This window comes from Paenibacillus zeisoli, assembly GCF_003994465.1.
In the GTDB taxonomy this organism is placed as follows: domain Bacteria; phylum Bacillota; class Bacilli; order Paenibacillales; family Paenibacillaceae; genus Fontibacillus; species Fontibacillus zeisoli.
The window spans coordinates 1,119,835-1,145,717 of sequence record NZ_RZNX01000001.1; the positions used below are offsets into that span (position 1 = coordinate 1,119,835).

Here is a 25,883-nt window from a genome sequence, read left to right on the forward strand (position 1 = left end):
CTTGACATATCCCTTATATTATACGCTATATCGCGGATAATTCAAGAACTTCCATTCAGTCACCATCCGCGTCTACTTCTTCCACGCGCGGCAATTAACCAAACCCCGCCGGCAATGAGCAGAAGCGCAATCAAATAAATGATCGAGATGGACAAAAGGGTTATTCCATAGATCACAGCCGTGATCGCCGTGAGAATAATTGCAATCAGGAATACGCCCGCTGGTCTTGGAAAAGCCAGCATGTCGTATTCGAGCAATCCAATCGCGATTCCTAGAATGAACAAAGGCCATATATAAGCGATTACGCCGGAGCCTGAAAAATTGAAAATAAAAAATAATACCCCATACACAGTGAGTATTCCGCCTGGAACGAGCAGAACGGCTGAGCCTCTTCTTGCAAAGAACAGCAGATGAAGCAGAATGCCCGGGACAAGAAAGATTAACGGCCAGAGCGTGAAGCCAAGAAAACTGAATACTCCCCATTTCCCTAGAAGAATAACAATACCCGCTGCTAGAATAAATATCCCGGTAACCAGCTTATTGTTCTCCGACATTCCATCACTCACCTTCCACAAAATTCCTTGTTAAGACAAGCCGCTGCAATAAGCGACATGGTCTTACTCTTAGTTTAATGGAATGATACAAAAAATTCCACTCTTTGCCTCGTCTCCCTCTGCAAATATAAGGCAAAAAGGCCGGCGGATGCCGACCTCTAATTTTTGAAATATTAAGCTTTGTTCTGACCTAATTTCTTGAACCAACCGACCATTATTACAATCCCGGCAAGGAAGACCGGAACGAAGTTGATCATCACCGGAATGATGGACTCCAGCAGCGGACCCACTTTAGGATCATGCAGCAGCATTTTCCCAGCCGTATAAGCAAGAATTCCAGCGCCCAAATAAACCAGCAGTGGATATTTATGCAGCCAATCGGCAATCAAATTGCTTCCCCACACGACGATCGGGATACTGATCGCTATTCCCATCACGAGGATAGCCAGATCACCGTTAGCGAGTGCCGCGATAGCGAGAACATTATCAAGACTCATAATGAAATCGGCGGCAAGGATCGTCTGAATTGATTTCCAGAGCGTCGTCCCTCCCCTAACGGAAGAATCACCATCATGCTCAAGCAGCAGCTTGAATGCAATATAGAGCAGCATAATGCCGCCTATCCCTTGAATCAGGGGAATTTGAAGCAGAATGACAGCAATCCAGGTCAAAATAATTCTTAGCAATACTGCCCCTATAGCACCAAGCCACACGGCCTGTTTCCTTTGTTTAAGAGGCAGGTTCTTGCTTGCAAGTGCAATGACAACAGCATTATCACCACTTAAAACAAGGTTAACCATAAGTATTTCACCAAGCAGCACCAGCGGTTCCACGCACATCCCTCCCCTACTTATTTATGCATGGAATAGCCAAGCTATTCCTAAGGCTTTTCCTAGGAGCTCGATGTTAATTTCGTCAATCATTCTATGTAGGACTAGACAAATGAAACGTTTTGGTTAATAAATACGTATATAACACCGAAGGAAGTGACCTAAGTTGGAATTGTTCAGTGCAGCATTTTTTGTCTCTTTGATTAACATTATTTTTATCGATCTGATTCTGGCAGGGGATAATGCCATTGTTATTGGTATGGCAGCAAGAAAGCTTCCGCAGAAAGTACAGAAGAAAGCAATCTTTTACGGGACAGGCGGGGCAGTTCTGCTTCGGATACTGGCTACCCTCGTTGTGGTATGGCTTCTGAATATTCCTTGGCTTCTGGCCGTTGGCGGAGCCCTGCTAATCTTTATCTCGTACAAAGTGCTGACGGATGATGGGGATCACGATTCAGTCAAGGCTGAAAGTTCGCTTTGGCCGGCTGTCCGTACGATTGTAATTGCTGATGCGGCTATGGGACTTGATAATGTGATTGCGGTGGCAGGAGCTTCAGGCCAGCATATGATTCTGGTCGTTATCGGACTTCTAATCAGCGTACCCATTGTCGTATGGGGCAGTACTCTGTTCATCAAACTACTTAATTCGTTCCCTTGGATCGCTTATGTAGGTGCGGCTGTTCTTGCTTATACTGCGGCCCACATGATTACGACAGAGCCCAAGCTGGCTTCCCTATTTAAGGACAAGCCTATGGTGAGCATTCCCTTTATTATTATCATTGTTGTCGGTGTTCTACTTCTTGGGCATCTTAAGAAGAAGCAGAATCAGCGTTCGGGCGGAAAGAAGACTCACCCCGCCACTCACTCTTAAGATTCACAGCTGAACGATGAAAAAGGAAAAAGGAGCTTCCCTTTGCGGAAAGCTCCTTTTCTTGTTTGGAAAGCTGCTCGTTGGAGAAATTCAATTTACTTCGTGTAAGAAAGGAAGCTCTTTCGTCATTTAGAACCAGTCTTCCTGTATTACTTCCTCGCCCTCGTTAAATGGAGGCTGCACTCCCGGTCGAAGCACCATGGTTCTTGTACCTACAATCGCAGCTTCAATCTCCTGGGTAAGCTCGGGAGAGGTTGCTTCGATCTTCTGTATAATCCGCAGATTCGGATTGGTTGAAGGCGACTTAGGCACAAACAAACTGCAGCAGTCCTCAAAAGGAAGAATGGATAAATCATAAGTGCCGATCTCCTGTGACAGCTGGATAATATCGGGCTTATCCATCATGATCAAGGGTCTCAGCAAAGGGAGCTCCGTGGCCCGTCCAATGACGTTCATGCTGGGCAAGGTCTGACTCGCCACCTGTCCTAGACTGTCGCCCGTGACCAGAGCTAGGGCGCCGTTCTGCTCCGCCAGTGCAGAAGCGATCTTCAGCATCGCTCGCCGCATTAACGTAATCATCAGACTATCCTGCTTAGCCTTGGTCAGCAAGGTCTGTACCTCTGTAAAAGGAACCAGATGCAGCTTGACCTCCCCTGAATAGGTGGATAAGACATGCGCCAACCTTATAACCTTCTCTTCCGCCTTCTTGCTTGTGAACGGATAGCTGTGAAAATGAATACACTCAATTTCAAGTCCTCTTCGCATCGCAGACCATCCTGCTACAGGGCTGTCGATTCCTCCAGATAACAAGAGCATGGCTTTCCCGTTCGTGCCAAGAGGGTACCCGCCGGCTCCTGGTATAACTTCACTGAAGAGATACGTTTGATCCTCCCGAATTTCTACCCTCAGCTCAATTTGTGGGTTATGGACATCCACTTTAAGCGAAGGAAGCTCCCGCAGCAAGGGGCCGCTTACCAGCCTATTCATCTCATGAGAGGAATGAGGAAAGTCCTTCCACACTCTTCGGGCATTTACCTTAAAGGTTGTGCCTTCAGGCAGTGTCTGACTGCCCATAAAAGAGGCTGCGGTGTGCAGTATGGCTTCCAGTTCCGAAGCTACTGCAACTACCGGGCTGATTGAGGCGATACCAAATACCTTCTTCAGCTCCTTAATTACCGCCGGAGCAGATTCTCCGCCAAGCATAATATAAAATCTCCCATATTCCTTGCGCACCGATGCGCGGGGGAAAGCTTCAAGTATCGTAAGTACGTGGGCCATGGCCGCTTTCTCGAACCGCTTGCGGTTCTTGCCTTTGATGGCCATTTCACCGAAACGCATGAGCAATAAATCATAAGTCATCATGAATAATTAATGTCCACCTTTCAAATGACGGAGCCTGCTTACCGCTTTATTAAGCGAGGCGAGCAGAAGCTCAATATGCTGCTCTGTATGTTCCTCACCCAGGCTAACCCGAATCCCGCTTGAAGCGGCAGCTTCACTAGCTCCCATGGCCAGTAGAATACGGCTTGGCTCGGCAGCTTTGGAGGAGCAGGCAGACTTCGTGGAGACCATAAGTCCATCCTCCTCCAGCATATGAAGCACCGCTTCGGCCTTCATTCCAGGAAGAGAAAAGCTGATAATATGAGGGGCAGAACCTTCTAAAGATGAATGGAGGATCACCTCCGGTATTTCGATTAAGCCTTCAATGAACTGCTTGCGAAGCGCGTTCAGCTTAAGCATTCTGGCTTGTACTCCAACACCTGCAAGGCGAACCGCTTTGGCCATTCCCACCACGCTTGGTACATTCTCAGTACCGGAGCGCATCCCTCTCTCCTGGCCGCCACCTGCCAGCAGCGGGAATAATGACACGCCTTCTTTTACATAGAGAAGACCTGTTCCCTTGGGACCTCTGATTTTGTGGGCAGACAAGCTGTACAGGTCAATTCCACTCTCTTTCAGAGAAATAGGCACCTTCCCATAACCTTGTACACCATCGACATGAAAAAGCACTTTAGGCTGTGTTGCCATAAGTTGCAAGCCTATTACTTCAATCGGCTGAACACTGCCCGTTTCATTGTTGACATGCATAATCGAGACCATTATCGTCTCAGGACGGATCGCATCCATAACTTCCTCGGCTGTGACTTTTCCCTCCCCATTTACAGGCAGAAAAGTAACATCAAAACCCAGGACCTGAAGCTGCTTGGCACATTCATATACTGAAGGATGCTCAATTGCCGTCGTAATAATATGATTACCTCTATTTCTATATTGTAGCGCCGCTCCCTTGAGAGCCAGATTGTTGCTCTCTGTGGCCCCTGAAGTGAATATAATCTCGGCGCTCTGTACGCCAAGAGAGGCCGCGCATACTTCTCGGGCTCTTCTCAGCAGTTTGTCGCTGTCCTCTCCAAGACGATGAAGCGAAGACGGGTTCCCATAATGTCTGGTCATCACTTCATTCACCGTGCGGAGAACTTCTTCGCTTGGCGGGGTAGTTGCGGCATGGTCAAAATAAATCATTGGTATCCCCCCCTCTTTTCATTGTAACAGATTTCTGTCCAGCGCTTAAAAAAGCAGCAAAAAAGCGTTCCACAGAAGTAGAACGCTCCATATCTTAAATCTTACACCTCGTACTTTGCACGAGCCCGGTCGATTTTGGTTACATATTTCTGTGTCTCCACAGGAAGTAAATGAAGCTTCTCCATCAGTTCCTTGTCGTTGGAGATTCCCAGCTTCTTCAAGGTGCCAGGTCCGGCATTATACGCGGCCATAGCAGTGCTGATATTCCCGTCATAACGTTTGAGCTGATAGGAGATATATTTGGTTCCCCCATCTATATTCTGCGCGGGATCGAAGGAATTACTGACCCCTAGCCCTTGAGCTGTGCCGTCCATTAATTGCATTAAGCCCTTAGCTCCTGCAGAGGATAAGGAGTTCGGATCAAAGGATGACTCGGTATCAATGACGGCCTTAATCAGGGATTCAGGCACCCCGTAATCCCGGCTTGCCTTGCTGATTAAATCATTATAATCCGTCGGCTTGGAGCTGTGATTATCACTATGATGCGGAATTAGTGCAGGAGTAGACTGTACTCCAGTGCCGGAATCAATAGATGCTGCTGAATTAGATGATTCATTGGTTCCTTCGGTATTTGCTTTCATTAGCTGCCATAGCTGGCCATTCACGTTAATGGTCTGTCCCAGGCTTAAAGCGGAGGAATAATCGTTCTCTGAGGCCGCTGTCGAATCGGACTGCATAAGCTGCTGAAGCACCAAATTAAAAGCGGAATCACTTCCGCCTGTAGATGAAGTATTCTGAAGGGCAGTACCCTGTAAATCGATTCCGCTCATGAGCTGAAGGTCAATCAACTGCTTAGCGGTACGCGGATCTATTTGCATGTATTGCAGCTCCTCTTTTTTCCAAGTCGTTCTCTTTCATTGTACATGCCTATTAGGCGGATAACCAGTATTTGGGCAAAAAAACAGGCCCTATCCTATATATCGGACAGGGCCTGTTAAATATTGAGAGTAATTCTAAAATTTCTTTAACGTGTGAACGGAATCAGAACGAAATAGCTCAGGGTTGCAATAATGCCTAGGCCAGCTGCCCATGCACCCGAAGTTCTTTTCCCCTGGCTGTATGCATAGAACCCGAGGATAGCAGCAATTGGACCAAGGATAATGGACCACATGAACATGGATGCGATACCCAACGCTACACCTACATATCCAGCAGTACGACCTGAAGTGGATTCAGTGGATGATTGAGCTTTATCATCGCTGCGCACAGTCCGTGCACCCGTATAACCAGCTTGCGGCGTCACCTCAGATGCATATTCCTCTTGATGAGTTCTGCGCGGATAATCAACTCGATTGTTGAATTGGCTGGAAGTTCCCTGAGTTGATGATGTCGAGTACCGTGTTGAAGAGGTAGACGACGTTGATGGTGATGATGATATTGATGACGTCGATGGTGAATATGATGTTGATGATGTTGATGATGTTGATGATGTTGATGATGTTGACGACGTTGATGGTGAAGACGATGTTGATGACGTTGACGACGTCGATGGTGATGACGTTGGTGATGACGTTGACGACGCTGACGAAGGATACGTTGAAGATGTTGATGGTATTGATTGCGTTGAATGTGTGTCATGCGACGAATACGTTGACGGGGTTGATGAAGTTGATGATGTTGTCGGTGTAGATGATGTCAATTGGGCTGATCGCTGATCATCTTTGACGTCTTTTGGATATTCACTCATGGTGCACACCTCCGAGAATGGTCAGTTTAGGACGATTTCGACTTCGGCTTGAACGTATGACAGCAGGTCGACGCGGAAGAACGGGCTGCGTCTTGATGGTCTGTGTCAAACGTCTCCCCAGCATACTCCTCGCGGTAGCTTGCAGTGGCATGCTGATCAATGTCAATCATGATTAAATCAGCTTTGCAGACGTTTTTTTCACCCCAATAATGACAGTTAGAGACACTGCACTTCACTACGGGTTTCTCGCCATTTGGCATGTTTATCACCTCAGGTACATTTTCTCCTCAGGCCTGACCCCCTATACAGAGGGGGTGCTGTCAATTCACAGCAAAAAAAAGATACCTTAACAGGTATCTTCGGATTACTTCTTATTTATAATTCTGTCCCTTATGCGTTCGCTTTCTGCATACGGCGTTGGGTCAGATAATCACTTTCATAATACGTGAGCTCATCACGGAGGTCCTCATATACTTTGGTTACATCCAAAACGATGTCACGTGCAGCGCGAACTGGCTTTTTGCGGAAACGAATTGCATCTTGTCCGGTGTAAGCATAACGTCCATCTTCAGAGTAACTTTCATTTTTAGGATAGAAGAAACTGTTCACGCAATCGTGATATACGTTGTAGAGCACTTTCTCTGCTGCTTCTTTATCGAAGTTAGCCCGGCGAAGTACAACACCCAATTTCTCATACACAACTTCTGAATTAACCAGAAGATGACGCAGGTCCGTCAAAAAGCCTTTCGAGAACCGAATGGATTCCTCATCTTGTTCGGGAGCGAGCTGCGTAAGTGAATTTTCGTTCAGAAACTGTTCCAGCTTAGGAATGGCAATCTTAAGTTTCTCTTTGGCGGTTTCGCATAATTGTTGGACATTGGTTTCAGGCATAAAACTGTTCTCCTTCCGTTCTGTCAAGCAAGAGCAATGGGTACACCAAACACAGAGATAGTCACTGTGTTCTAAATCATAGTATCACAAAACAACTTAAAACGATATCCTTTCTTGTCCCCAATCGCTTAAATATTCTTGGGTTACCATCATTTGCACCAGAGGGGCGAAGTTAGGCAGGAATAAAAAGACGTGCCATTTCTAACGCTATAGCTACATAGATATCTGGTGGAATTTTAAGGAGGCTTTATGTTATGTCAAAACGTAAATGGATTGCTGCGGGCTTAACAGGTACCGCAGCTCTCCTTGCAATATCCATGTTCCCATCGAAGACACCCATGCACAATGAGACAAGACCCTCAGAATCCGCCAGCCCCCGCCAGGAACAGCATCTGAAGCAGCTGCTGCTTCAAAGAGATATGGTCGCTACAGACCGGCTTGTCCGCCATGATGCAAGACAGCACCTTAAGGTGCTGAGTCAGAAGCTTGAGCATTCCCCTGAGCAGGTGAACAGTACGTACATCCGCAAACTTCAGGATGAACACCAGCATCTCTTGTCACTGATCTGGATTGATAGCAAGCATGAGCAGGAATTCAGGCACCCTTCCTTCACTCCGGGAAGCAAGGAGGATCAGCAGGCCAAATCGTATATCCAGTTAGCCAAAAAATCGCTTAGCCGTAATCAGTCCTACGAATCACCCGGCTTTCCTGCCGATGATCCGAAGTACTTTGTAGCAGGAGAACCAGCCAAGAAGGGGGATCATGGGGTGATCGCTCTCTTCAGCCTTGATATTCTGGGCAAAGTGAAGAATCACCAGCACAAAAATTTGAGGCTGATCCCCTACCCTAAAGAAGGGCGATACAAAATGGAATCCTTCCATCCGGATACGCTCATGGACACGACCGTAAAAACCGGGCAGGATAATGAAAATGCCAGCCATTATTACGAGAATGAGGTTGTCGTTACCTTTCATAAACCTCCTACTCAAACTGACTTGAAGCAGATCCGCAAGGACCTGAACAGCATCATCCCTTACCAGAAAATTAACAATACGTACATTTTTCACGCCAGCGGAAAGAGTATGAGCCAGCTGCAGGCTTATTTCACCTCAAAGTGGAATCCTAAATTCGTGGAGCCGCATTACCTATACTTAACAAATGAGATCACGCCACAGGCCCAAACCATGGAGGATACGACTGCTGCGGAAGCTCCAAATGACCTTCTTTACTCAGAATACCAATGGAACCTGCCTATTATAGAAACAACAAGAGGATGGAAACTGACCAAAGGTAAAAGTGATGTTGTCGTCGCCGTAGTGGATACCGGAGTCGATCTCTCCCACCCGGATCTGAAGGGGCGCCTGCTCCCTGGTTACAATGTTATCTCTCCAAGCAACAAGCCGATGGATGATGTCGGTCACGGGACGCACGTGGCTGGGATCATCTCCGCGCAGGTGAATAACAACGAGGGGATTGCCGGAATGACTTGGGGGAATAAGGTTCTGCCCGTCAAAGCACTAGATTCTTCAGGTTCGGGCACAACTTATTCGGTTGCCCAAGGCATCATCTGGGCGGCTGATCATGGAGCGAAAGTCATTAATCTTAGTCTCGGTAACTATGCCGATGCCCAGTTCCTGCATGAAGCTATAAAGTATGCCTATAATAAAGATGCCGTAATTATCGCCGCGACTGGAAATGACAATACCGAACGGCCGGGGTATCCCGCTGCTTATCCCGAGGTTCTCTCTGTATCCGCAACCGACTCCAAGTTGAATAAAGCTTCCTTCTCCAATTACGGGAATTACATTGACGTTATGGCCCCAGGCGAGAGTATCGCGAGTACCTATCCGCATAATCAATATGCGGCATTATCCGGCACATCCATGGCAAGTCCTCATGTCTCCGCTCTGGCTGCACTGATCCGTTCCATCAATCCGGATCTGCATAACACGGAGGTCATGGAGATTATCCGCAAGAACGTCATTGATCTTGGAGAGTCTGGGCGAGACAAATACTATGGATTCGGCCAGATTGATGTTCTGGCAGCCCTTCAGGCGGCTGGCAGCGGTATGTCCCCGCTTCAGCTCTGGCCTCAACATGTTCAGAACGAGATCAATAACCTTAAGAACAAGAAACTTCAACCATAATACAAAGAAGCCCCGATCCACGAGCAAATCATTCTTGATCTGCTAATGGATCGGGGCTTCTTATTAGTTGAGGAAAGTCAGACGTAAGCCGGGTTCTGTGCTCTTTGGTGGTTCATACGGGAACTACCCTCCCACTACAAGCGACAATCATCTATCTAGGCCATACATTGCTGCACAGCTCAAGCGACCAACCTAGACGCGCCTCGGGCAAAGGCTGTCTCCCTCATAGAAGGAGGCTGCGTCCCATTAGGTCTTGCTCCAGATGGGGTTTACCAGGAACGAAGTCACCAACGCTCCTCGGGGTCTCTTACACCTCGGTTCCATCCTTGCCTGATCCGTTCCCTGAAGAACGGCCATCGGCGGTCCATTTCTGTGGCACTATCCTTCGGCTCGCGCCGACTGGACGTTATCCAGCATCCTGCCCTGTGGAGCCCGGACTTTCCTCCCGCAAGACGAGCTTGCCGGCGATTGTCTGTCAAACTTTCCATGACTTGATCTAGTATACAGGCATTTCACGACCCGCACAACCCTAAATAACAGGTTCTGTTAGTGCAAAATGGCAATTCGTCATCAATAAATTTACATGAATTGAAAGGGTTCGGTATCGACTTTGGAGGCGTGGACCTCGGTGCTGTACTTGGTCTCACTTAGCTTTTCCTTCAGCCAGCCTGCCACCTTATCCTTCATGATCTTCTCCGCATGGTGACCTGGATCAATGATCGCGATTCCGGCTGCCAGAGCGTCTTGAGCGGTGTGGAAATCCACATCGCCTGTAACCAGCACATCAGCACCGCGGAACTGTGCCTGCTTCCAATAGCGTCCGCCAGAGCCGCCAAGTACGGCCGCCTTCTTGACAGGTCTGTTCAAATCACCTACGACGCGCACATGATCCACCTTCAGTCCCGTCTTTACCCGGTCTACGAAATCTTTCAATAAAACAGGTTCGCGAAGTTTCCCCGTTCTCCCCAGCCCCAATGTTCTTCCCTTCAAATCCATCGAATATAGGTCATAGGCGACCTCTTCATACGGATGGCTCTTAAGCATGGCTGCGATAATCTTGCTTCTAAGACTGCTTGGCACAATGGTCTCGATCCGAATCTCTTCGGCGCGCTCCATCTTGCCTTGTTCACCGATAAAAGGGTTGGTCCCTTCCTGCGGAATAAAGGTGCCATAACCCTCGATATTGAAGCTGCAATGGCTGTAGTTGCCGATTGCTCCTGCCCCAGCATTCAGAACAGCATCCAGAACCTGCTTATGATGAGTCTTCGGAACAAAGACAACCAGCTTGAATAACTTGTCCGTATGCACATTCTCCAGTGAATCAGAAGCCTCAATGCCGAGTGCCTCTGCCATCCAGTCATTAATCCCGCCCTCGGTCACATCCAGGTTCGTATGGCTGATATAGACTGCGATATCATTCTTAATCAGCTTCTCATACAGGCGGCCGGCAGGCGTATCGGTCTGCAGCTGGGCAAGTGGACGGAAGATAATGGCATGATGCGCAATAATTAAATCTACCTTGAGCGCAATTGCTTCCTCTACGACAGCATCCGTCACATCCAGGGTCACCAGTACGTTCTTAATCTCCTTCTGCAAGCTTCCCAGCTGCAGACCGATCTTGTCATCAGGCACGGCTACATGCTTGGGAGCAAGCTGCTCCATCAGCCCTATGACCGTCTGTCCTTTTGCATACATGATAGAACCTCCTTCCACTCTTCGATCTGCACTCTCATCTCTTCTTCCTTAAGGCGGGAAGCCTCTAGTTCCGATTTGGAGATTTGACTGCGGACCTTCATCAGCTTTGAAATTTCCGAATCCCATTTAGCAAAAAAAACAGGAACAGGAGCTTCGCTTAACCTCGGACCCATCAACAGCAGCCGCTCTACGTTCAGTACTTGACTGCATCCCGGGATCAGTCGTTCCCGGTAAAGCTCCTCGTTAAGCGCTGCCGCCTCCGCCTTCTCCAGCCTGTCTGCCGTAAGGATCTCATAAATCTTACCATCCTCTTCAAGAATGTGTTCAGCAGACAAGTACCAGCCTTCTTCCAGCAGCCAGCGGCGTACCAGGTCTTCCCCGACATTCGGCTGCAATATAAGCCTCTTAACTCCATTAAGTTTGGAGATGCCCTGGCTCAATATGGAGACCATAAGGGCTCCGCCCATGCCCGCTATCGTAATGACCTCAACCTCACCAGGATCAATCACCTCAAGTCCGTTACCTTTACGGACGGAAATCCTGCTGTTCAGGCCCGACTGCGCTACCTGCCGCTTCGCAGCTTCATAAGGTCCTTCATTCACCTCTCCCGCTACAGCGGAAGCTGCTTGTCCACTCAGAACTGCAGCCACAGGCAGCAAAGCGTGATCTGAACCAATATCCGCGAATCGGCAGCCCGGCGTCAGCTGATCGCATATTTGTTGTAGTCTTGCTGATAGTTTCATTTAGACACCCACACAATCCATTTTTTTCTAAGGAAATATAGAATAACAAACGCTGCAACAATTTTGAGCAGACATAATAAAACCATCCCGTTCGGAACATTCTCACTCATTAGAAGCATGTCCGCCTCAGGCATGAACCAAACCGTAATTCCAACCGCAAAAAATACCGGAGCAATCCGCTTGATCCTGTGATGGGCCAACCAGCACAGCCACACCATGACTACACTGAGCGGAAGCCAGAATAACTGCATCATCAGCCACGAGGCATCAGGATGGATTCTTTCAAACATTACACCATACAGCAGGATAAAGCATACAAAACCGCAGTAGTTGAGAATTCCTAGGTCCAGAAAATAACCGGCAAGCCACCAGATCAATCCGCATATACCGATCAAGCTTGCGACGCCCCCGGCGGTAAGCCAGTCCTGCAGCCATAAGCTCCAGCCGCCAAGGCCTAGTAAAACAACGCTTCCAACCGAAGCCAGAAGCAGCGCTCCCACCTTCTTCTTCGGTCTGATTACAGCAGCAAAAGTGTAGCAGATGGACGTAACCAACAGTGCGATAGCCATTTGCAATGGCCAGGGAAAAAGGCTAAAATAAAATCCGATAAAGAAAATCAAGGATATAATTCCAAAACCTAGCAGCCATGTTCGCATACTTCCCTGCTGGATTGCAACCAAAGAGAATGTCCTCTTGGATGCTTGAATCTCTTCTTCGTGGTAAAGATTCTCAAGAAAGTCACAATACTGTTCAGGAAGAAGACGATTGGTGCGCCAATAATCAATCTCTTTCAATATAATTTCGCGTCTTTCAGCATTCAAATGTTCCTAACCCCCACATGCTACAGCGAATGAGATACTGCAATAATTATAGATGACCCTGATTCAGAAAAAAAGACCTTACTGCAAAGGCAGAAAGGTCTTGGGTACCGTGGCGTGTCTATTCAAGGAAATCTTTAAGCCGTTTACTACGGCTAGGGTGACGGAGTTTCCGTAGAGCCTTGGCCTCGATTTGGCGAATTCTTTCCCTTGTAACCCCAAACACTTTGCCCACTTCTTCAAGTGTTCTGGTCCGGCCATCATCTAGGCCAAAGCGAAGACGAAGCACATTCTCTTCCCGTTCCGTCAAGGTATCCAGGACATCCTCTAGCTGTTCCTTAAGCAGCTCATATGCCGCCGCGTCAGCTGGAGCGAGGGCTTCCTGATCTTCAATAAAGTCACCCAGGTGAGAATCGTCCTCTTCCCCGATAGGTGTCTCCAAAGACACAGGCTCCTGGGCAATCTTCATAATCTCACGAACCTTCTCCACACTGAGTTCCATCTCTGCAGCAATCTCTTCAGGAGCAGGCTCGCGACCTAATTCCTGCAGCAGCTGGCGAGATACACGAATCAGCTTGTTAATCGTCTCCACCATGTGGACAGGAATCCGAATGGTTCTGGCCTGGTCTGCAATCGCACGTGTAATCGCTTGACGGATCCACCAGGTGGCATACGTACTGAATTTGAAGCCCTTCTTGAAGTCGAACTTCTCCACCGCTTTGATGAGTCCCATATTCCCTTCCTGAATCAGATCCAAGAACAGCATTCCACGTCCTACATAACGTTTGGCTATACTCACGACGAGACGAAGATTTGCTTCAGCCAGCCGACGTTTGGCTTCCTCATCGCCTTCCTCAATCCGCTTGGCCAGCTCGATTTCATCATCACCGGACAAGAGAGGAACCCGTCCTATCTCCTTCAGATACATCCGCACCGGGTCGTTAATCTTGATGCCCGGAGGCAGGGATAGATCATCATCAAAGTTGAAGTCATCCTTGTCTTCCCGCTCACGATCATCATCACCCGGCCGAGAAATAAGTTCCTCATCACTTTCGTTGGATACATCAATTCCGAGGTCACCTAATTGTTCAAAGAACTCATCCATTTGTTCAGGATCCTGGTCGAAGGGGGATAACTTCTCAACAATCTCCTTATAGGATAGTGATGATTTCTTCTTGCCCTTCTCAATTAACTGGTCCTTCACCTGATCGAGTGTAAGTTCTGTTTCTAGTTCAGCATGCTGATCATTTGCCATTCCTCGACTCCCTCCTCCCTAGAAACATCCGTGCTATTTCTCATTCATCTGTCTCTCTAGGGCTATAATCTCACTTGCTATTTGTGCAGCACCCATGAAGTCACCTGCACGTTCCGCAGAGATCATCTGTTCTTTCTTCTGTTCAATCTCCTGCCGAATTGGATACTTGCGAATTTCGCGTATACAGTCATCCAATTCCTGAACCGTCCATTCCTGCGGCGTTTCCATCATCGCGATCGAGCTTACGGTTTTCTCCAGCCTGTCATCATGTAAGGAAGAAATAAACCGGCTTGCATCCGGGCTTTTTCCCTGTGCGTAATAAGCGTATAGATAAGCAGCAACTGCTGCATAATCTTCAATATTGAAACTGTCCCCAAGATGTTGGTTCACATAAGCTGCAACCTCTTCATCCTGGAGCATAAAGGACAGCAGCCTTCGCTCAGCGGCATGATAAGCAGGGAGCAATACAGGCGCCTGTGCCTGCCCTTTTTTATGCCTACCATTATTCCACCTTTTAGGGTTATTATCCCCATCCTGCTGCTTTTTTTGTAGATCGGTACGGAACTGATTGCATTCCTGCTTCAAGCTCTCGAAGGAAACCTTAAGATCGGCTGATAATTCCTTCAAATATATTTCTCTCTCCGTTGGAGATTCAATAGGCGCGATGACTTCCATGGCTTCCTTAATGAAGGGTACCTTGGCATCTTCGCCTGCTCCTAGCATTATATGGTTTTTTTTGAGGTTTATAAGCCTAAATTTGGTTGAGGATACGCTGCCTTCAATAATCTGCCGTATGAAACGTTCGGCTCCATACTTCTGAATGAACTCATCCGGGTCCAGCCCTTCACTGAGAACAGATATCTTCACTTGAAATCCCGCGGCTTCCAGTATTGGAATGCTCTTGAGTGCTGCAGCTTGTCCAGCGTTATCCCCGTCATAACACACGATAACCTCGTCAGCCAGATTTCGCAGTATAGCTGCATGACTCTCCGTCAGTGCGGTTCCCATCGTGGCAACACCATTATGCACCCCAGCTTCACTCGCACTAATCACATCACCGTAACCTTCAAATAGAACAATCTGGCCGGTCTTTCGAATCGATGATTTGGCCTGATGCAGATTGTAAAGAGTACGGCTCTTAATAAACAGCTTGCTCTCCGGCGAATTCAGATATTTCGGTTGTCCTTCACCCAATATTCGTCCCGCAAAAGCTATTACCTTCCCAGTCCGGTTATGAATCGGAAAAATGATACGATCCCTGAATCGATCTACATATCCGGAGCCATCTTGTCTTGATGCCAGCAGTCCACCTCGCTCCATCGCTCCTAGATCGAAAGATCTTTTGTCCAGAAACTGAACCAGGGTATCCCAGCGTGCAGGGGCATAACCAATTTGAAACTGGTCAATCGCCTTGTCCGTGAATCCTCTTGCTTTCAAATACTCCATAGCCGGTTTGCCGTGTTCTGTATTCTTCAGAAGGAAATGATACAGCTTGGCACTCCATTCATGGGCTTGCAGAAGCGCATCCAACTCTGGATTACGCGGGGTATGGTCAGTGCCGGCGGCATCCTTGAACGGAATGTTCGCATCCTCGGCCATAATTCTAACCGCTTCGGGAAAAGATAACCCCTCGATCTCCATTCTGAACTTGATCGCATTCCCACCCATACCACAGCCGTAGCAGTGAAAAATTTGCCGCTCTGGTGTTACCGTAAAGGACGGCGTCTTCTCCGAGTGAAACGGACAAAGACCTTTCAAATATTTCCCCTGCTTGGTCAGATGAACATGCTTGCTTACCGTATCAACGATATCATGCTGTCTAAGCACTGATTCAATGATCTCTTCCGGAATTGTCCCCCGTCCGGTACTCATCTTAACCACCTTCGTCTCTTCTAAATGGAATGAACTTATGACTCCAAGACCTGATTGCTCATTCTCAAGAGAATGGTTATATGGAACGGCTGAATGATGTACACATTCCATATAACACGTAAATTATAATTCGCTAAAATCCAGCGTTCTCCTGCAAATCAAGTAAAACTTTTGTCAATTCCTGTTGGAACGCCTGCCGGTCCTCATCCGTAAAAGGTTTGGGCCCCTTGGCATATTTACCGCCTCTTCTTGCCTTGGCATGGTAATGCCTCCGCTCTAGAAGATAGTCAATATTGCCGCTGTGATAGCTTTCTCCACGGGGTGAAAGCACAGCGCAGGACTTGGCCAGCGCTAGAGCAGCTAGACCATAGTCCTGCGTGATAACAACATCTCCTGAAGCAATATGATTGGCGATAAACAAATCGGCACTCTGGGAACTCCGGTCCACCTGGATTACGGAGACTCCTTCTTCGGCACGAAGAACGTGATCGTAGGAGGAGACCATAAGAACCGGAACATTTAGACTGCGGCCGGTCCGGCTGATCTCATCTTTTACAGGGCAGGAATCGCCATCTACTACAATTCTCATTGTACTCGCTCCCGCACTTTGTCAAGTGTATTCCGATTTATTATATGGTTCCTGCTTATTTATTATATACGTGAAGTTCCAGCTTATTTATATATACGCGATGTTTCAGCTTATTTATATATACGCGAATTCAAGCAAATCTCCTGCTGCTCTCGAATAGAACTGTTCTAAGCCCAGACCAGCTTGCTGAAATCGGCAAATGTCTTTAAATCCTCATCGATTGCGGCAAGAAGTGCAAGACGATTGTTCCGGATCCGCTCATCCTCTGCCATAACCATTACAGAATCGAAAAAGCCTGTAATGCTCGGCTTCAAGCTGCTGAGCAGTTCGAGCGCCCCAGCTGAATTACTAGCCGACAGCTGCTGGCGGTATTCACCTGACACTTTCTGCCACGCAGAATACAGGTTCTTCTCTGCTTCTTCCTGAAGCAGATCGGATCTGACTTTCTCGGCAGATGCTTTGGAGGCTAGATTGCTAACACGGTTAAAGGATTCAACCGTCGTCTTGAATTCGGAGTCCGCATTAACCGTATCCATCAAAGCTGTTCCGCGTGCTACAACAGACACTACATCGTCATAACCAGCGGCAATGACGGCATCGACCACATCATAACGCAGGCTACTGTCTGATAAGGTCTTCTTGACACGAAGTCCGAAGAAATCAAGCAGGTCCTTGCGAATCTCAAGAGCTGAACGCTTCAGAATGCCCATATCCTCATGAACGTCCAGTGCAATTGTAAAGATATCTGAAAGCAGCAGCGGAAGCTTGTGCTCTAGAACAATCTGCACAATACCCGCTGCCTGACGGCGAAGCGCGTAAGGGTCCTGGGACCCGGTAGGGATGATGCCGATTGAGAAGCAGCCGGCAATCGTATCCATTTTATCAGCAATACTGACAATCGCTCCAACCATGGATGCTGGTACGGAATCTCCTGCAAATCTTGGCTGGTAATGCTCGAAGATCCCTTTAGCCACTGCCTCCGGTTCGCCAGCTTTGCGAGCATAGTCTTCTCCCATCACACCTTGAAGCTCAGGGAATTCATATACCATTTGGGTGACCAGATCGAATTTGCAAACTTCGGCCGTACGGCTAACCTCTTCGACGGTGCTGGTCTCCAGACTCAGCTTCTCAGATAGGCTGTCCGCGATCCGGCGGATACGGCGAACCTTATCACCAACGGTTCCTAGTTCCTCGTGGAATATAATGCTCTCAAGCTTGGAAAGGGCATCCTTAATCGGCATCTTCTGATCCTCTTCATAGAAGAACTTAGCGTCAGACAGACGCGCACGAAGAACCTTCTCATTCCCTTTGGCAATCGTATCAAGAGCCACCGAACCACCATTGCGCACCGTTACGAAGTAAGGAAGCAATGAACCTTGGCTATCCAGTACAGGGAAGTACCGCTGATGCTCACGCATGGAAGTAATGAGCACTTCTTGCGGGATGTTCAGGAAAGATTCCTCGAACGTTCCGAACAGCACGGTTGGCACTTCTACAAGGAACAGCACCTCTTCAAGCAGATCTTCTTTTACGGCAATATTCCAGCTCTTGGACCGTGCAAGCTCTTCAATTTGAGAAGAAATCAGCTGCTCCCGTTCATTCACATCGACAATGACATGCTGGGCACGCAGAGCTTCGATGTATGCGGAGGGTTCGGAGATAACCGTGTCCGTTCCAAGGAAACGATGTCCCCGGCTCACATTGCCTGATTTCACATCTGTAATTTCGATATCAATGATATCTTTACCGAATAAAGCAACAAGCCAGCGAATCGGACGCACGAATTTGAATTCATGAGTGCCCCATCGCATGTTTTTGGGGAAAGTCATCGAATGAAGTATGCCCAAAAGTCCTTCCGCCAAAATAGCTGAGGTCTCGATTCCCGTTGTGCTCTTGCTTACATAGATATATTCAGTGCCGCCCAGATCTTTGAAAGTGAACTGTTCTGGATCGACGCCTTGACTGCGGGCGAAGCCAAGCGCTGCTTTGCTCCACTGGCCGTTCTCATCCAGGGCGATCTTGCGGGATGGTCCCTTCACTTCTTCGTGAACATCTTCCTGCTTCTCAGCCACGTCTTGAACAATAACAGCAAGACGTCTTGGCGTTGCAAAAGCCTGTACTTCTCCATGCGTAATCACTGAGTCTGCCAGCCACTTCACCATGCGGTCTTTAAGCTGATCCATCGCCGCGCGGATGAACCGGGCAGGAACCTCTTCAAGTCCAATCTCAAATAATAAATCTTTAGCCACGGGTTACTCCCCCTTTCTTAAGCAGCGGGAAGCCCAGCTTCTCGCGTTCCTCCATATAAGTGGCAGCCACTTGACGGGCAAGGTTACGTACACGCGTAATATACCCGGTTCTTTCCGTTACACTGATGGCACCGCGTGCATCCAGCAGGTTGAACGTATGTGAGCATTTCAGTACATAATCATAAGCCGGGAACACCAAATGCTCTTCCATCGCCTTATTTGCTTCCTGCTCGTACATATTGAACAACGTGAACAGCATCTTGGTGTCGGATACCTCAAACGTGTATTTGGAATGCTCATATTCCGGATGCTTGAATACATCACCGTAGGTAATTCCATCCACCCATTCAAGATCAAATACATTCTCTTTCTCTTGAATGTAGGAAGCCAGACGCTCCATACCATACGTTATTTCAACAGCCACAGGGCTGGTCTCGATTCCGCCAACCTGTTGGAAGTAGGTGAACTGGGTAATTTCCATACCATCGAGCCATACTTCCCAGCCCAGACCCGCACAGCCCAAAGAAGGGTTCTCCCAGTTATCTTCCACGAATCTAATGTCATGCTGCAGGGCGTCTACGCCCAGTGCCTTCAGACTTTCCAAATAAATTTCCTGGATATTGTCCGGGGATGGCTTAATAATAACTTGGAACTGATGATGCTGATACAACCGGTTCGGGTTCTCCCCATACCGTCCATCTGACGGTCTGCGGGACGGCTCCACATAAGCTACCTTCCAAGGTTCCGGACCAAGGGAACGCAGGAAAGTCATCGGGTTCATCGTACCCGCACCCTTCTCCGTGTCATAAGGCTGAACAATAATGCAGTTATGTTCGGCCCAGAACTGCTGCAGTGTAAGAATCATTTGCTGAAAATTCATGAACACCATTCTCCTTTACGTATCTATTGGACGCAGTGGGCGGGAATTGAATTGACACTACCTAAGCACAGCAAAAAGCTCCCGTCCCTACGCCTGCTGTACAGACATAGGGACGAGAGCTGTTCCCGCGGTTCCACCCTACTTGATCCAGCTGAACTGCAAGTTAATCCGCAGTGCTTCGCTGTATCCACTTTTCCGTTCGTTTCATGCTCCCGGGTGCCCTTTCATGAATTCGTTCTTTCGGGCTTCCACCATCCCCGAATCGCTTGAATCAAGAACCGCAACTCATTACTTTCCCGTTCAACGCATGTTCTCTGTAAGAGAATTTCTAATCAATAATAAATGATTTCATGGTGTTAGTCAAACTCAGCTTCAGCTATTCGAGTTCGTATTTATCCAGCTGGTCTAAGAAACGCTGTGTTTTCAGGTTAAGACTAAGCTGGGCATCCATAAAAGCACGCATAATCACTTTCATCTCTGCTTTTGTGCTGTCTTTGACGTCAATGTTTCCAAGACGTCTCAGATCCAGCTTGGCAAAAAGTCTTAGCAGCTTGAGCGTACCCGGTGTAACCGTCATCCCCGAAGGGTCATGATGCTTGCATCTTCGGCACAGGACACCACCCAGTCTGGGGCTGACCACAGCTGGCTCGTCCTCACTTCCGCAGGATACGCATTGATCGAGAACAGGTCCGTAGCCTGCGGCCTGAAGTATTTTCATTTCGAACAAATGCACGGTAACCTGTGGATCTTTTCCCGAGGTCAAAGCCTCCAGACAAGCCTTAAGCTGGTTGAACCAGAATGCGCCTACTTCCTCATCCTGCAGTGTTCGATCGAGCAGTTCGCAGGCATAGGAAGCATAAGAGGCCAAGATCAGGTCTTCACGCAAAAGATGGTGAGATTCCAGAATCTCACCTTGATTTAAAGTACCCAGTCCGTTTCCCGTGCGGAAAAACAGATATTCCCCATTCGTAAAAGGCTGAGTCAGCGCAGCGTGGCGGCTTTTCGATTTCTTCGCACCCCGTACAAGCACTCCGATCTTACCATGAGTGGCCGTACAGATCGTAATAATCTTATTCCCCTCACCGTAATCCATGCTGCGGATGACAATCCCCTCCACCCTGTATAGCATGTATCCTCCCCCAAGCTCTCCCTGATGTTCACAAGCGATTAATTCGCTTCCTCTTCAAGGATCAATTCATCCACGACCTCCGGCTCTTGTTCTGCATGAACCGTGGCCGCTTTGTAAAGCAGGTAAGCATCTACATCTCCACTGTTCGAAAAATAATTCCACGAAAAATCACGCATACGTACTCATCCTCTCCTCGAAAATGACGCTGCATTTACGAGATTAGGATGTGCTGTGGAATCCGATCTATGTGTTGCAATAACTCCCAGTATACAATTACCCTAAGAGTTCTTGTGGAATCCAAGGTCCTTTAGAACCCGGTCCTGGTTACGCCAATCCTTCTTCACTTTAACCCATAGTTCCAGGAAGATCTTTGAGCCTAGGAGATTCTCGATATCCTTACGGGCCAAGCGTCCCACTTCCTTAAGCATGGCGCCTTGCTTGCCGATAATAATGCCTTTTTGCGAATCCCGTTCAACAAAAATTACCGCGGAGATATGAACTACCCCATTTCCCTCCACTTTCATATCCTCAATCGTGACCGCAATGGAATGCGGGACCTCCTCACGAGTATTCAGAAGAATCTTCTCCCGAATCAGCTCCGCGCATACGAACTGCTCCGGGTGATCCGTGATCTGATCTTCAGGATAATACTGAGGACCTTCCGGCAAATATTTGGTGATCTGCTCAAGCATAGTGTTGACGTTGTTGCCATGCATCGCAGAGATCGGAATAATCTCCGCAAAATCATTCAGCTTCCGGTATTCCTCAATTAGAGGAAGCAGCTGCTCGGGCTCTATTTTGTCAATTTTATTGAGGATTAGAATGACCGGTGTACGGATCCCTTTGAGACGCTCGATAATGAACCGGTCACCGCCCCCGAACCCTTCTGAGGCATCGGCAAGGAATAACACGGCTTCCACCTCGCCCAGGGTGTTAAGAGCTGTCTGATTCATGAAGTCACCCAGCTTGGACTGGCGTTTATGAATTCCTGGCGTGTCCAGGAATACAATTTGCATCTCCGGAGTCGTATAGACACCATGAATTTTGTTGCGGGTAGTCTGAGGTTTGTCGGACATAATGGCAATTTTCTGCCCAATGACTTGGTTCATTAATGTCGATTTGCCTACATTGGGACGCCCGACGATGGCTACGAAGCCGGATTTGAATTTAGGTTTCATTTGGAGTGCTCCTTTTGTAGTTTCATACCCACCCAAACCCTCCCTGCTTAGGGAGGGCCCCAAGGGCTCTGCCCTCTGGACACCCTGTGGTTTGGCGGAATGGGGGTAGTTGGGTGCGCCTGGGCTGCTGTTGGGGCAATGAGCCGCTTGCCGCCCCTGCGGGGCCCGCTTTACTTTCGGCGCTCCTGCCGGTACCTGTGAAATAAGTGCGGTAAGCCGCTTGTCGTCCCTTCGGGACACGCTTTACTTGCAGTGCACCGGCGGGAGCGTTTTTGTGTTTGTGCGTGCTGGGAGGCGCTGTCCCGGCGGGCTGCGCTCTTGTTCGGCGCACAAACCCATGCGGGGGTGCGCCGTTCGTGCGCGGTGGCGCTGTCCCTGCGGGATGCGCTCTTGTTCGGCGCACAAACCCATGCGGGGGTGCGCCGTTCGTGCGCGGTGGCGCTGTCCCTGCGGGATGCGCTTTTGTTCGAGCACAGATCTTCGTTCTGGTGGTTATCTACCTAAAATGCTTAGAAAAACAACATATCAAAAGGCGTAACGGAGGGGAAGCTTGGAACTGTAGGAGCGAACGCGATCGCCTACAAGCTTTCTGAAAGAAAGCTGCATCGGAAGCATAAGCTTTGTCTCCGGATTTCAACCGCTATGCTTATAGTTCAAGAAATCTGGAGACAACAGCGGCCGAAAGTCCAAGTATCCTCGTAGTTACGACCGTACATATATTATAATTTCAAGCTCGTCTTATATTTTTGGTTATTTAGCAGTTACCCACTCGAGCACAGGGGCGTAGAACAGGACAATGCCGATGATCACAGCAAAGATCGCTGAGACGAGAACGGCGCCGGCGGCGGTGTCCTTGGCAGCTTTGGCCAAAGGATGGAGATCCGGGCTTGCCAGGTCGACCACCGACTCGATGGCGGTGTTGATTAGCTCCAGAGCAATAACCAGTGCGATCGTAAGCAGCAGAATAGCCCACTTGACCGGAGTGAAATGGAAAAAGGCGGCCGCACCGGCCGCCAGCACCGCGCAAAAGACATGAACGCGTAAATTGCGCTGTGTTTTGAGCCCGTACCCTATGCCTTCAAATGCATAACGGAATGAGGAACTCCATGTATGACTTCGCTTCATTAGCGTACGAGGCCGACCTGTGAGAGGGCGGCTTCCTGCTTGGCCATCATTTCCGCTTCGCTGGCTTCATCCTGATGGTCGTAACCCAGCAGATGCAGGAAACCGTGTACGAATAAAAAGCCGATCTCCCGCTCAAGCGAATGCCCGTATTCCTCACTTTGCTCTTTAGCCCGCTCTACGGAAATAATAATATCTCCGAGCACATCAGGAATATCATCCAGGTTCTGACCCTCTTCGAGCTCGTACAGAATTTCCGGCTCCTCGTCCACGGATTCATTCATGGCAAAAGACAATACATCCGTTGGCCGGTCAATCCCCCGGTATTCCTTGTTCAGCTCATGGATAGCTTCGTTATTGACGAACGTGAGGTCAACCTCTCCTTCAGCAATCCCTTCAGCTTCACCTGCAATATCCAGAGCTTTTTCAAGTAATTCTATCAATTCCTGACTGATTTCAAAATCTTCCTGTTCATTGTTCCAAGCCAGCTTCAGACCCACTCGCTTCACGCCCCTTGTCCTTCTCATCATTTCCTTTTGGCTTCTTAATATCCTCTGGATACTCGATCCGGGAATGGAAGATACCCATAACCGTTTCCATCAAAGTCTTGGCGATCACATCTAGCTCCCGCATCGTCAGATCACATTCATTGAACTGATGGTCGTCAAGACGGCTTTTTATTATCTTCTCAATCATGGATTCGACCTGCTCTACCGTAGGCTTGCGAAGCGATCTTACAGCGGCCTCAACACTATCGGCAATCCCGACAACCGCGGCCTCCTTAGACTGTGCTTTCGGACCCGGATAACGGAAATCTGTCTCCGTAAAATCGGGCTCTACCCCCTGCTCCTCAGCAATTCTGAGCGCTTTGTGATAAAAGAAATGCAGGAATGTAGTTCCGTGATGCTGCTCGGCGATATCCCGAATCGGCTTAGGAAGCTTGTATTCCTTAAGCATTTCAACCCCGTCCCTCGCATGGGCTACTATGATCGACTTACTCAGCTTCGGATCAATGAAATCATGCGGATTCTCCATATTGTTCTGATTCTCAATGAAATAGCTTGGACGCTTGGTCTTACCGATGTCATGATAATACGACCCCACCCTGCAGAGAAGTCCATTCGCACCAATGGCTTCAGCGGCCGCTTCGGACAAATTGCCGACCATAACACTATGGTGATAGGTTCCCGGCGTCTCCGTGAGCAGCTTTCTTAAGAGCGGGTGATTGGGATTGGACAGCTCCACCAACTTGAGAGCGGACAGAATTCCGAACGAAACCTCGAAGAACGGCATTAGACCAATGACCAGAATCGTGGTTAGGAGCCCTCCGGCAAAAGCAAACCCAATCGCGTACAGCGTGTTTGACTGGGTCCAGCCGTTCTCATTAAGTAGAACAAGCGTAAATACAGATAATGATCCAAACAGGCAGACCATAATGCCAGCTTTCAAAATTGTGGAGCGCTGACTGGCACGGTGAATCGAGAATATGGATACGAACGAGATAATGACCGCAAAGAAACCGAAATAGAAATCAAAAATCTGTCCCTGATGACTGTTCAGAATGATACTAGCCAGAATTCCAAGCACGATGGAACTGATATATGCCAGCGGGATATCAATCAGCAGCGTAATCAACATCGCTCCTGTAGCTATCGGAGCCAAATAGCCAATGTAAGGGCGCTGAGGGCTCTGCAAAATATTAACCACGTGGATCGACAGAATGGTGATTGCAAAAATCAACAACAGCATAACCAGCTGCACATTGTTATATTTAAACCTGGCAGCCCCCTCGGATTGCCTCATGTACATAATAAGTCCAAAACCCAAGAGGAGCGACATCAGCAGCAGTCCCAGCTGAGGCCGGTAATTGACTTCATCCTTAAGAAGCCCGTTCTGGTCAAGCAGGTTGTACATTTCCTCGGTAATACGCTCACCTTTGGCAACAAGTACATCGCCCTGTTTGATATACACGGGTTCGGTACTCTCTCTAGCCAGCACTTTGGCTTCCTTGGTCGCTTCATCATCCCTGAAGTTATTAGGTGTAATTACAAGACGAATAAGCTCCTGAGCTACCTCACGGGAAATTCGTTTACTCAGCATGCTGGAGCTGACCTGCTCCGCTACTTTGGCGCGTACCGAAGGTGCCTCGGTAACCTGATCCCCCGTCAACCGGGCTACAATGTCTTTCGCTACTGGCTTCATCTCACTGATGTCTTCGGGCGTAAGACGCGGAATTTTGATAAATGTCTCTTCAGAAATATGATAAGCCTGCTCATTGATCCGTTTCTTCATCTCTTCCAGCAGAGATTCAGAATAGATGGAGGACAGCTTATTGATCATAATAAAATTTTGCGTATATTCCTGAACCTTGCTAGGAAGCTCCTGCCGGTAGATCGAGATCTTGTCCTCTCTTGAGACTTGATCATCCTGATTCAGACGAAGAATCCGGTCTAGAAGCTGGGTTACGAGCACTTCATTACGAAGCGGCACGATTTTGTATATATCCTTCTGTTTCTCGGCTGCCTGCTCCTGTGCCTTGAGCGTAGCTTTGTTATTGGGAATCTGGACAGGTGCCAGGATCTCTTTATCGCTTGGCTGCCCAATTACGATATTGTAGCGTTCAGGCAGCAGCTTTGGAGCCAGACTGACATAAAATAAAACAACAAACAGCAAAAACAGAACATAGCGTACAGGTACGCTATGTTTCCATCCTGCCGTTTTGGATTGAAATGTACTGCTTTTCGACTTTTCCTTCGAGGTCATAGAACAGCCCTCTCTATCTTCTGAAAGTAC

25 protein-coding genes and 1 other RNA gene are annotated in these 25,883 nt (G+C 48.3%); 3 read left to right on the top strand and 23 right to left on the bottom strand.

All coding sequences use genetic code 11. The features are described from left to right. Nucleotides 1-59 precede the first annotated feature (59 nt). Together EJP77_RS05365 and EJP77_RS05370 are read right to left on the bottom strand one after the other, a co-directional pair. Nucleotides 60-554 carry a hypothetical protein gene (locus tag EJP77_RS05365; protein ID WP_127198097.1) on the bottom strand — a complete coding sequence of 165 codons (495 nt, stop codon included), beginning with the start codon at nt 552-554 and terminating at the stop codon, nt 60-62. A gap of 173 nt (nt 555-727) precedes the next feature. Beyond that, nucleotides 728-1,387, bottom strand: coding sequence for a TerC family protein (locus EJP77_RS05370; RefSeq protein ID WP_127198098.1), 660 nt, complete (start codon nt 1,385-1,387; stop codon nt 728-730). A 163-nt stretch (nt 1,388-1,550) separates the two neighbouring features. On the opposite strand from EJP77_RS05370, the gene EJP77_RS05375 reads away from it, so the two are divergent. After that, nucleotides 1,551-2,255 carry a TerC family protein gene (locus EJP77_RS05375; RefSeq protein ID WP_127198099.1) on the top strand — a complete coding sequence of 235 codons (705 nt, stop codon included), beginning with the start codon at nt 1,551-1,553 and terminating at the stop codon, nt 2,253-2,255. A 129-nt stretch (nt 2,256-2,384) separates the two neighbouring features. Here EJP77_RS05375 and thiI read toward each other — a convergent pair whose 3' ends face one another. From thiI to EJP77_RS05395, 4 genes are all read right to left on the bottom strand, one after another. Next, nucleotides 2,385-3,614 (bottom strand): tRNA uracil 4-sulfurtransferase ThiI, encoded by a 1,230-nt coding sequence (gene thiI, locus EJP77_RS05380; RefSeq protein ID WP_127198328.1) that lies wholly within the window; start codon nt 3,612-3,614, stop codon nt 2,385-2,387. Nucleotides 3,615-3,623: 9 nt separating this feature from the next. Next, nucleotides 3,624-4,775 carry a cysteine desulfurase family protein gene (locus tag EJP77_RS05385; protein ID WP_127198100.1) on the bottom strand — a complete coding sequence of 384 codons (1,152 nt, stop codon included), beginning with the start codon at nt 4,773-4,775 and terminating at the stop codon, nt 3,624-3,626. A 101-nt stretch (nt 4,776-4,876) separates the two neighbouring features. Further along, nucleotides 4,877-5,653, bottom strand: coding sequence for a lytic transglycosylase domain-containing protein (locus EJP77_RS05390; RefSeq protein ID WP_127198101.1), 777 nt, complete (start codon nt 5,651-5,653; stop codon nt 4,877-4,879). Nucleotides 5,654-5,799: 146 nt separating this feature from the next. Continuing rightward, on the bottom strand, nt 5,800-6,213 hold the full coding sequence (locus EJP77_RS05395; RefSeq protein ID WP_425464226.1) for a hypothetical protein: 414 nt from the start codon (nt 6,211-6,213) through the stop codon (nt 5,800-5,802). Between EJP77_RS05395 and EJP77_RS05400 the strand changes: the two genes are divergently transcribed. Continuing rightward, on the top strand, nt 6,195-6,464 hold the full coding sequence (locus EJP77_RS05400) for a hypothetical protein (protein ID WP_185897192.1): 270 nt from the start codon (nt 6,195-6,197) through the stop codon (nt 6,462-6,464). The two genes, EJP77_RS05395 and EJP77_RS05400, sit on opposite strands and share 19 nt — an antisense overlap. Nucleotides 6,465-6,548: 84 nt before the next feature. Here the strand turns inward: EJP77_RS05400 and EJP77_RS05405 are convergent, their stop codons facing one another. Further along, the gene (locus tag EJP77_RS05405; protein ID WP_127198329.1) at nt 6,549-6,782 is read right to left on the bottom strand and encodes a DUF1540 domain-containing protein; all 234 of its coding nucleotides are present in this window, start codon (nt 6,780-6,782) and stop codon (nt 6,549-6,551) included. Nucleotides 6,783-6,912: 130 nt separating this feature from the next. Further along, entirely contained in the window at nt 6,913-7,413 is a 501-nt protein-coding gene (locus tag EJP77_RS05410; protein WP_127198102.1) for a YpuI family protein, read from the bottom strand. Nucleotides 7,414-7,667: 254 nt separating this feature from the next. Here EJP77_RS05410 and EJP77_RS05415 point away from each other — a divergent pair, with 254 nt between their 5' ends. Continuing rightward, nucleotides 7,668-9,560 (top strand): S8 family peptidase, encoded by a 1,893-nt coding sequence (locus EJP77_RS05415; RefSeq protein WP_127198103.1) that lies wholly within the window; start codon nt 7,668-7,670, stop codon nt 9,558-9,560. Between the two features lie 69 nt (nt 9,561-9,629). Here EJP77_RS05415 and rnpB read toward each other — a convergent pair. The 15 genes from rnpB to EJP77_RS05490 form a co-directional block, all read right to left on the bottom strand. Then, nucleotides 9,630-10,044: RNase P RNA component class A (gene rnpB / locus EJP77_RS05420), an RNA gene on the bottom strand. 95 nt (nt 10,045-10,139) lie between these two features. After that, the gene (locus tag EJP77_RS05425) at nt 10,140-11,255 is read right to left on the bottom strand and encodes a Nif3-like dinuclear metal center hexameric protein (RefSeq protein ID WP_127198104.1); all 1,116 of its coding nucleotides are present in this window, start codon (nt 11,253-11,255) and stop codon (nt 10,140-10,142) included. After that, complete coding sequence (locus EJP77_RS05430) at nt 11,228-11,998, bottom strand: tRNA (adenine(22)-N(1))-methyltransferase (RefSeq protein WP_127198105.1); 771 nt, start codon at nt 11,996-11,998, stop codon at nt 11,228-11,230. The genes EJP77_RS05425 and EJP77_RS05430 overlap by 28 nt, the downstream gene beginning before the upstream one ends. Next, nucleotides 11,995-12,819, bottom strand: coding sequence for a hypothetical protein (locus EJP77_RS05435; RefSeq protein WP_127198106.1), 825 nt, complete (start codon nt 12,817-12,819; stop codon nt 11,995-11,997). The genes EJP77_RS05430 and EJP77_RS05435 overlap by 4 nt, the downstream gene beginning before the upstream one ends. Before the next feature lie 118 nt (nt 12,820-12,937). Further along, on the bottom strand, nt 12,938-14,071 hold the full coding sequence (gene rpoD, locus EJP77_RS05440; protein ID WP_127198107.1) for an RNA polymerase sigma factor RpoD: 1,134 nt from the start codon (nt 14,069-14,071) through the stop codon (nt 12,938-12,940). Between the two features lie 33 nt (nt 14,072-14,104). Beyond that, a complete protein-coding gene (gene dnaG, locus EJP77_RS05445) occupies nt 14,105-15,943 on the bottom strand; it encodes a DNA primase (protein ID WP_127198108.1) in 1,839 nt (612 codons plus the stop codon). Nucleotides 15,944-16,076: 133 nt separating this feature from the next. Next, nucleotides 16,077-16,532: a YaiI/YqxD family protein gene (locus tag EJP77_RS05450; protein ID WP_127198109.1), complete on the bottom strand. Its 456-nt coding sequence runs from the start codon at nt 16,530-16,532 to the stop codon at nt 16,077-16,079. A 167-nt stretch (nt 16,533-16,699) separates the two neighbouring features. Continuing rightward, nucleotides 16,700-18,781, bottom strand: a complete 2,082-nt coding sequence (gene glyS, locus EJP77_RS05455; RefSeq protein WP_127198110.1) for a glycine--tRNA ligase subunit beta — start codon at nt 18,779-18,781, stop codon at nt 16,700-16,702. Then, on the bottom strand, nt 18,774-19,661 hold the full coding sequence (glyQ, locus tag EJP77_RS05460) for a glycine--tRNA ligase subunit alpha (protein ID WP_127198111.1): 888 nt from the start codon (nt 19,659-19,661) through the stop codon (nt 18,774-18,776). The genes glyS and glyQ overlap by 8 nt, the downstream gene beginning before the upstream one ends. Nucleotides 19,662-20,037: 376 nt before the next feature. After that, nucleotides 20,038-20,790: a DNA repair protein RecO gene (gene recO, locus EJP77_RS05465; protein ID WP_127198112.1), complete on the bottom strand. Its 753-nt coding sequence runs from the start codon at nt 20,788-20,790 to the stop codon at nt 20,038-20,040. A 38-nt stretch (nt 20,791-20,828) separates the two neighbouring features. Next, a complete protein-coding gene (locus EJP77_RS05470; protein ID WP_127198113.1) occupies nt 20,829-20,966 on the bottom strand; it encodes a YqzL family protein in 138 nt (45 codons plus the stop codon). Between the two features lie 102 nt (nt 20,967-21,068). Beyond that, on the bottom strand, nt 21,069-21,968 hold the full coding sequence (gene era, locus EJP77_RS05475) for a GTPase Era (RefSeq protein ID WP_127198114.1): 900 nt from the start codon (nt 21,966-21,968) through the stop codon (nt 21,069-21,071). A 750-nt stretch (nt 21,969-22,718) separates the two neighbouring features. Further along, nucleotides 22,719-23,093, bottom strand: a complete 375-nt coding sequence (locus EJP77_RS05480) for a diacylglycerol kinase family protein (RefSeq protein ID WP_127198115.1) — start codon at nt 23,091-23,093, stop codon at nt 22,719-22,721. Continuing rightward, on the bottom strand, nt 23,093-23,590 hold the full coding sequence (ybeY, locus tag EJP77_RS05485; protein WP_127198330.1) for an rRNA maturation RNase YbeY: 498 nt from the start codon (nt 23,588-23,590) through the stop codon (nt 23,093-23,095). Before ybeY ends, EJP77_RS05480 begins: the two co-directional genes overlap by 1 nt. Continuing rightward, the gene (locus tag EJP77_RS05490; protein ID WP_127198116.1) at nt 23,562-25,853 is read right to left on the bottom strand and encodes an HD family phosphohydrolase; all 2,292 of its coding nucleotides are present in this window, start codon (nt 25,851-25,853) and stop codon (nt 23,562-23,564) included. Before EJP77_RS05490 ends, ybeY begins: the two co-directional genes overlap by 29 nt. Between the last annotated feature and the right edge of the window lie 30 nt (nt 25,854-25,883).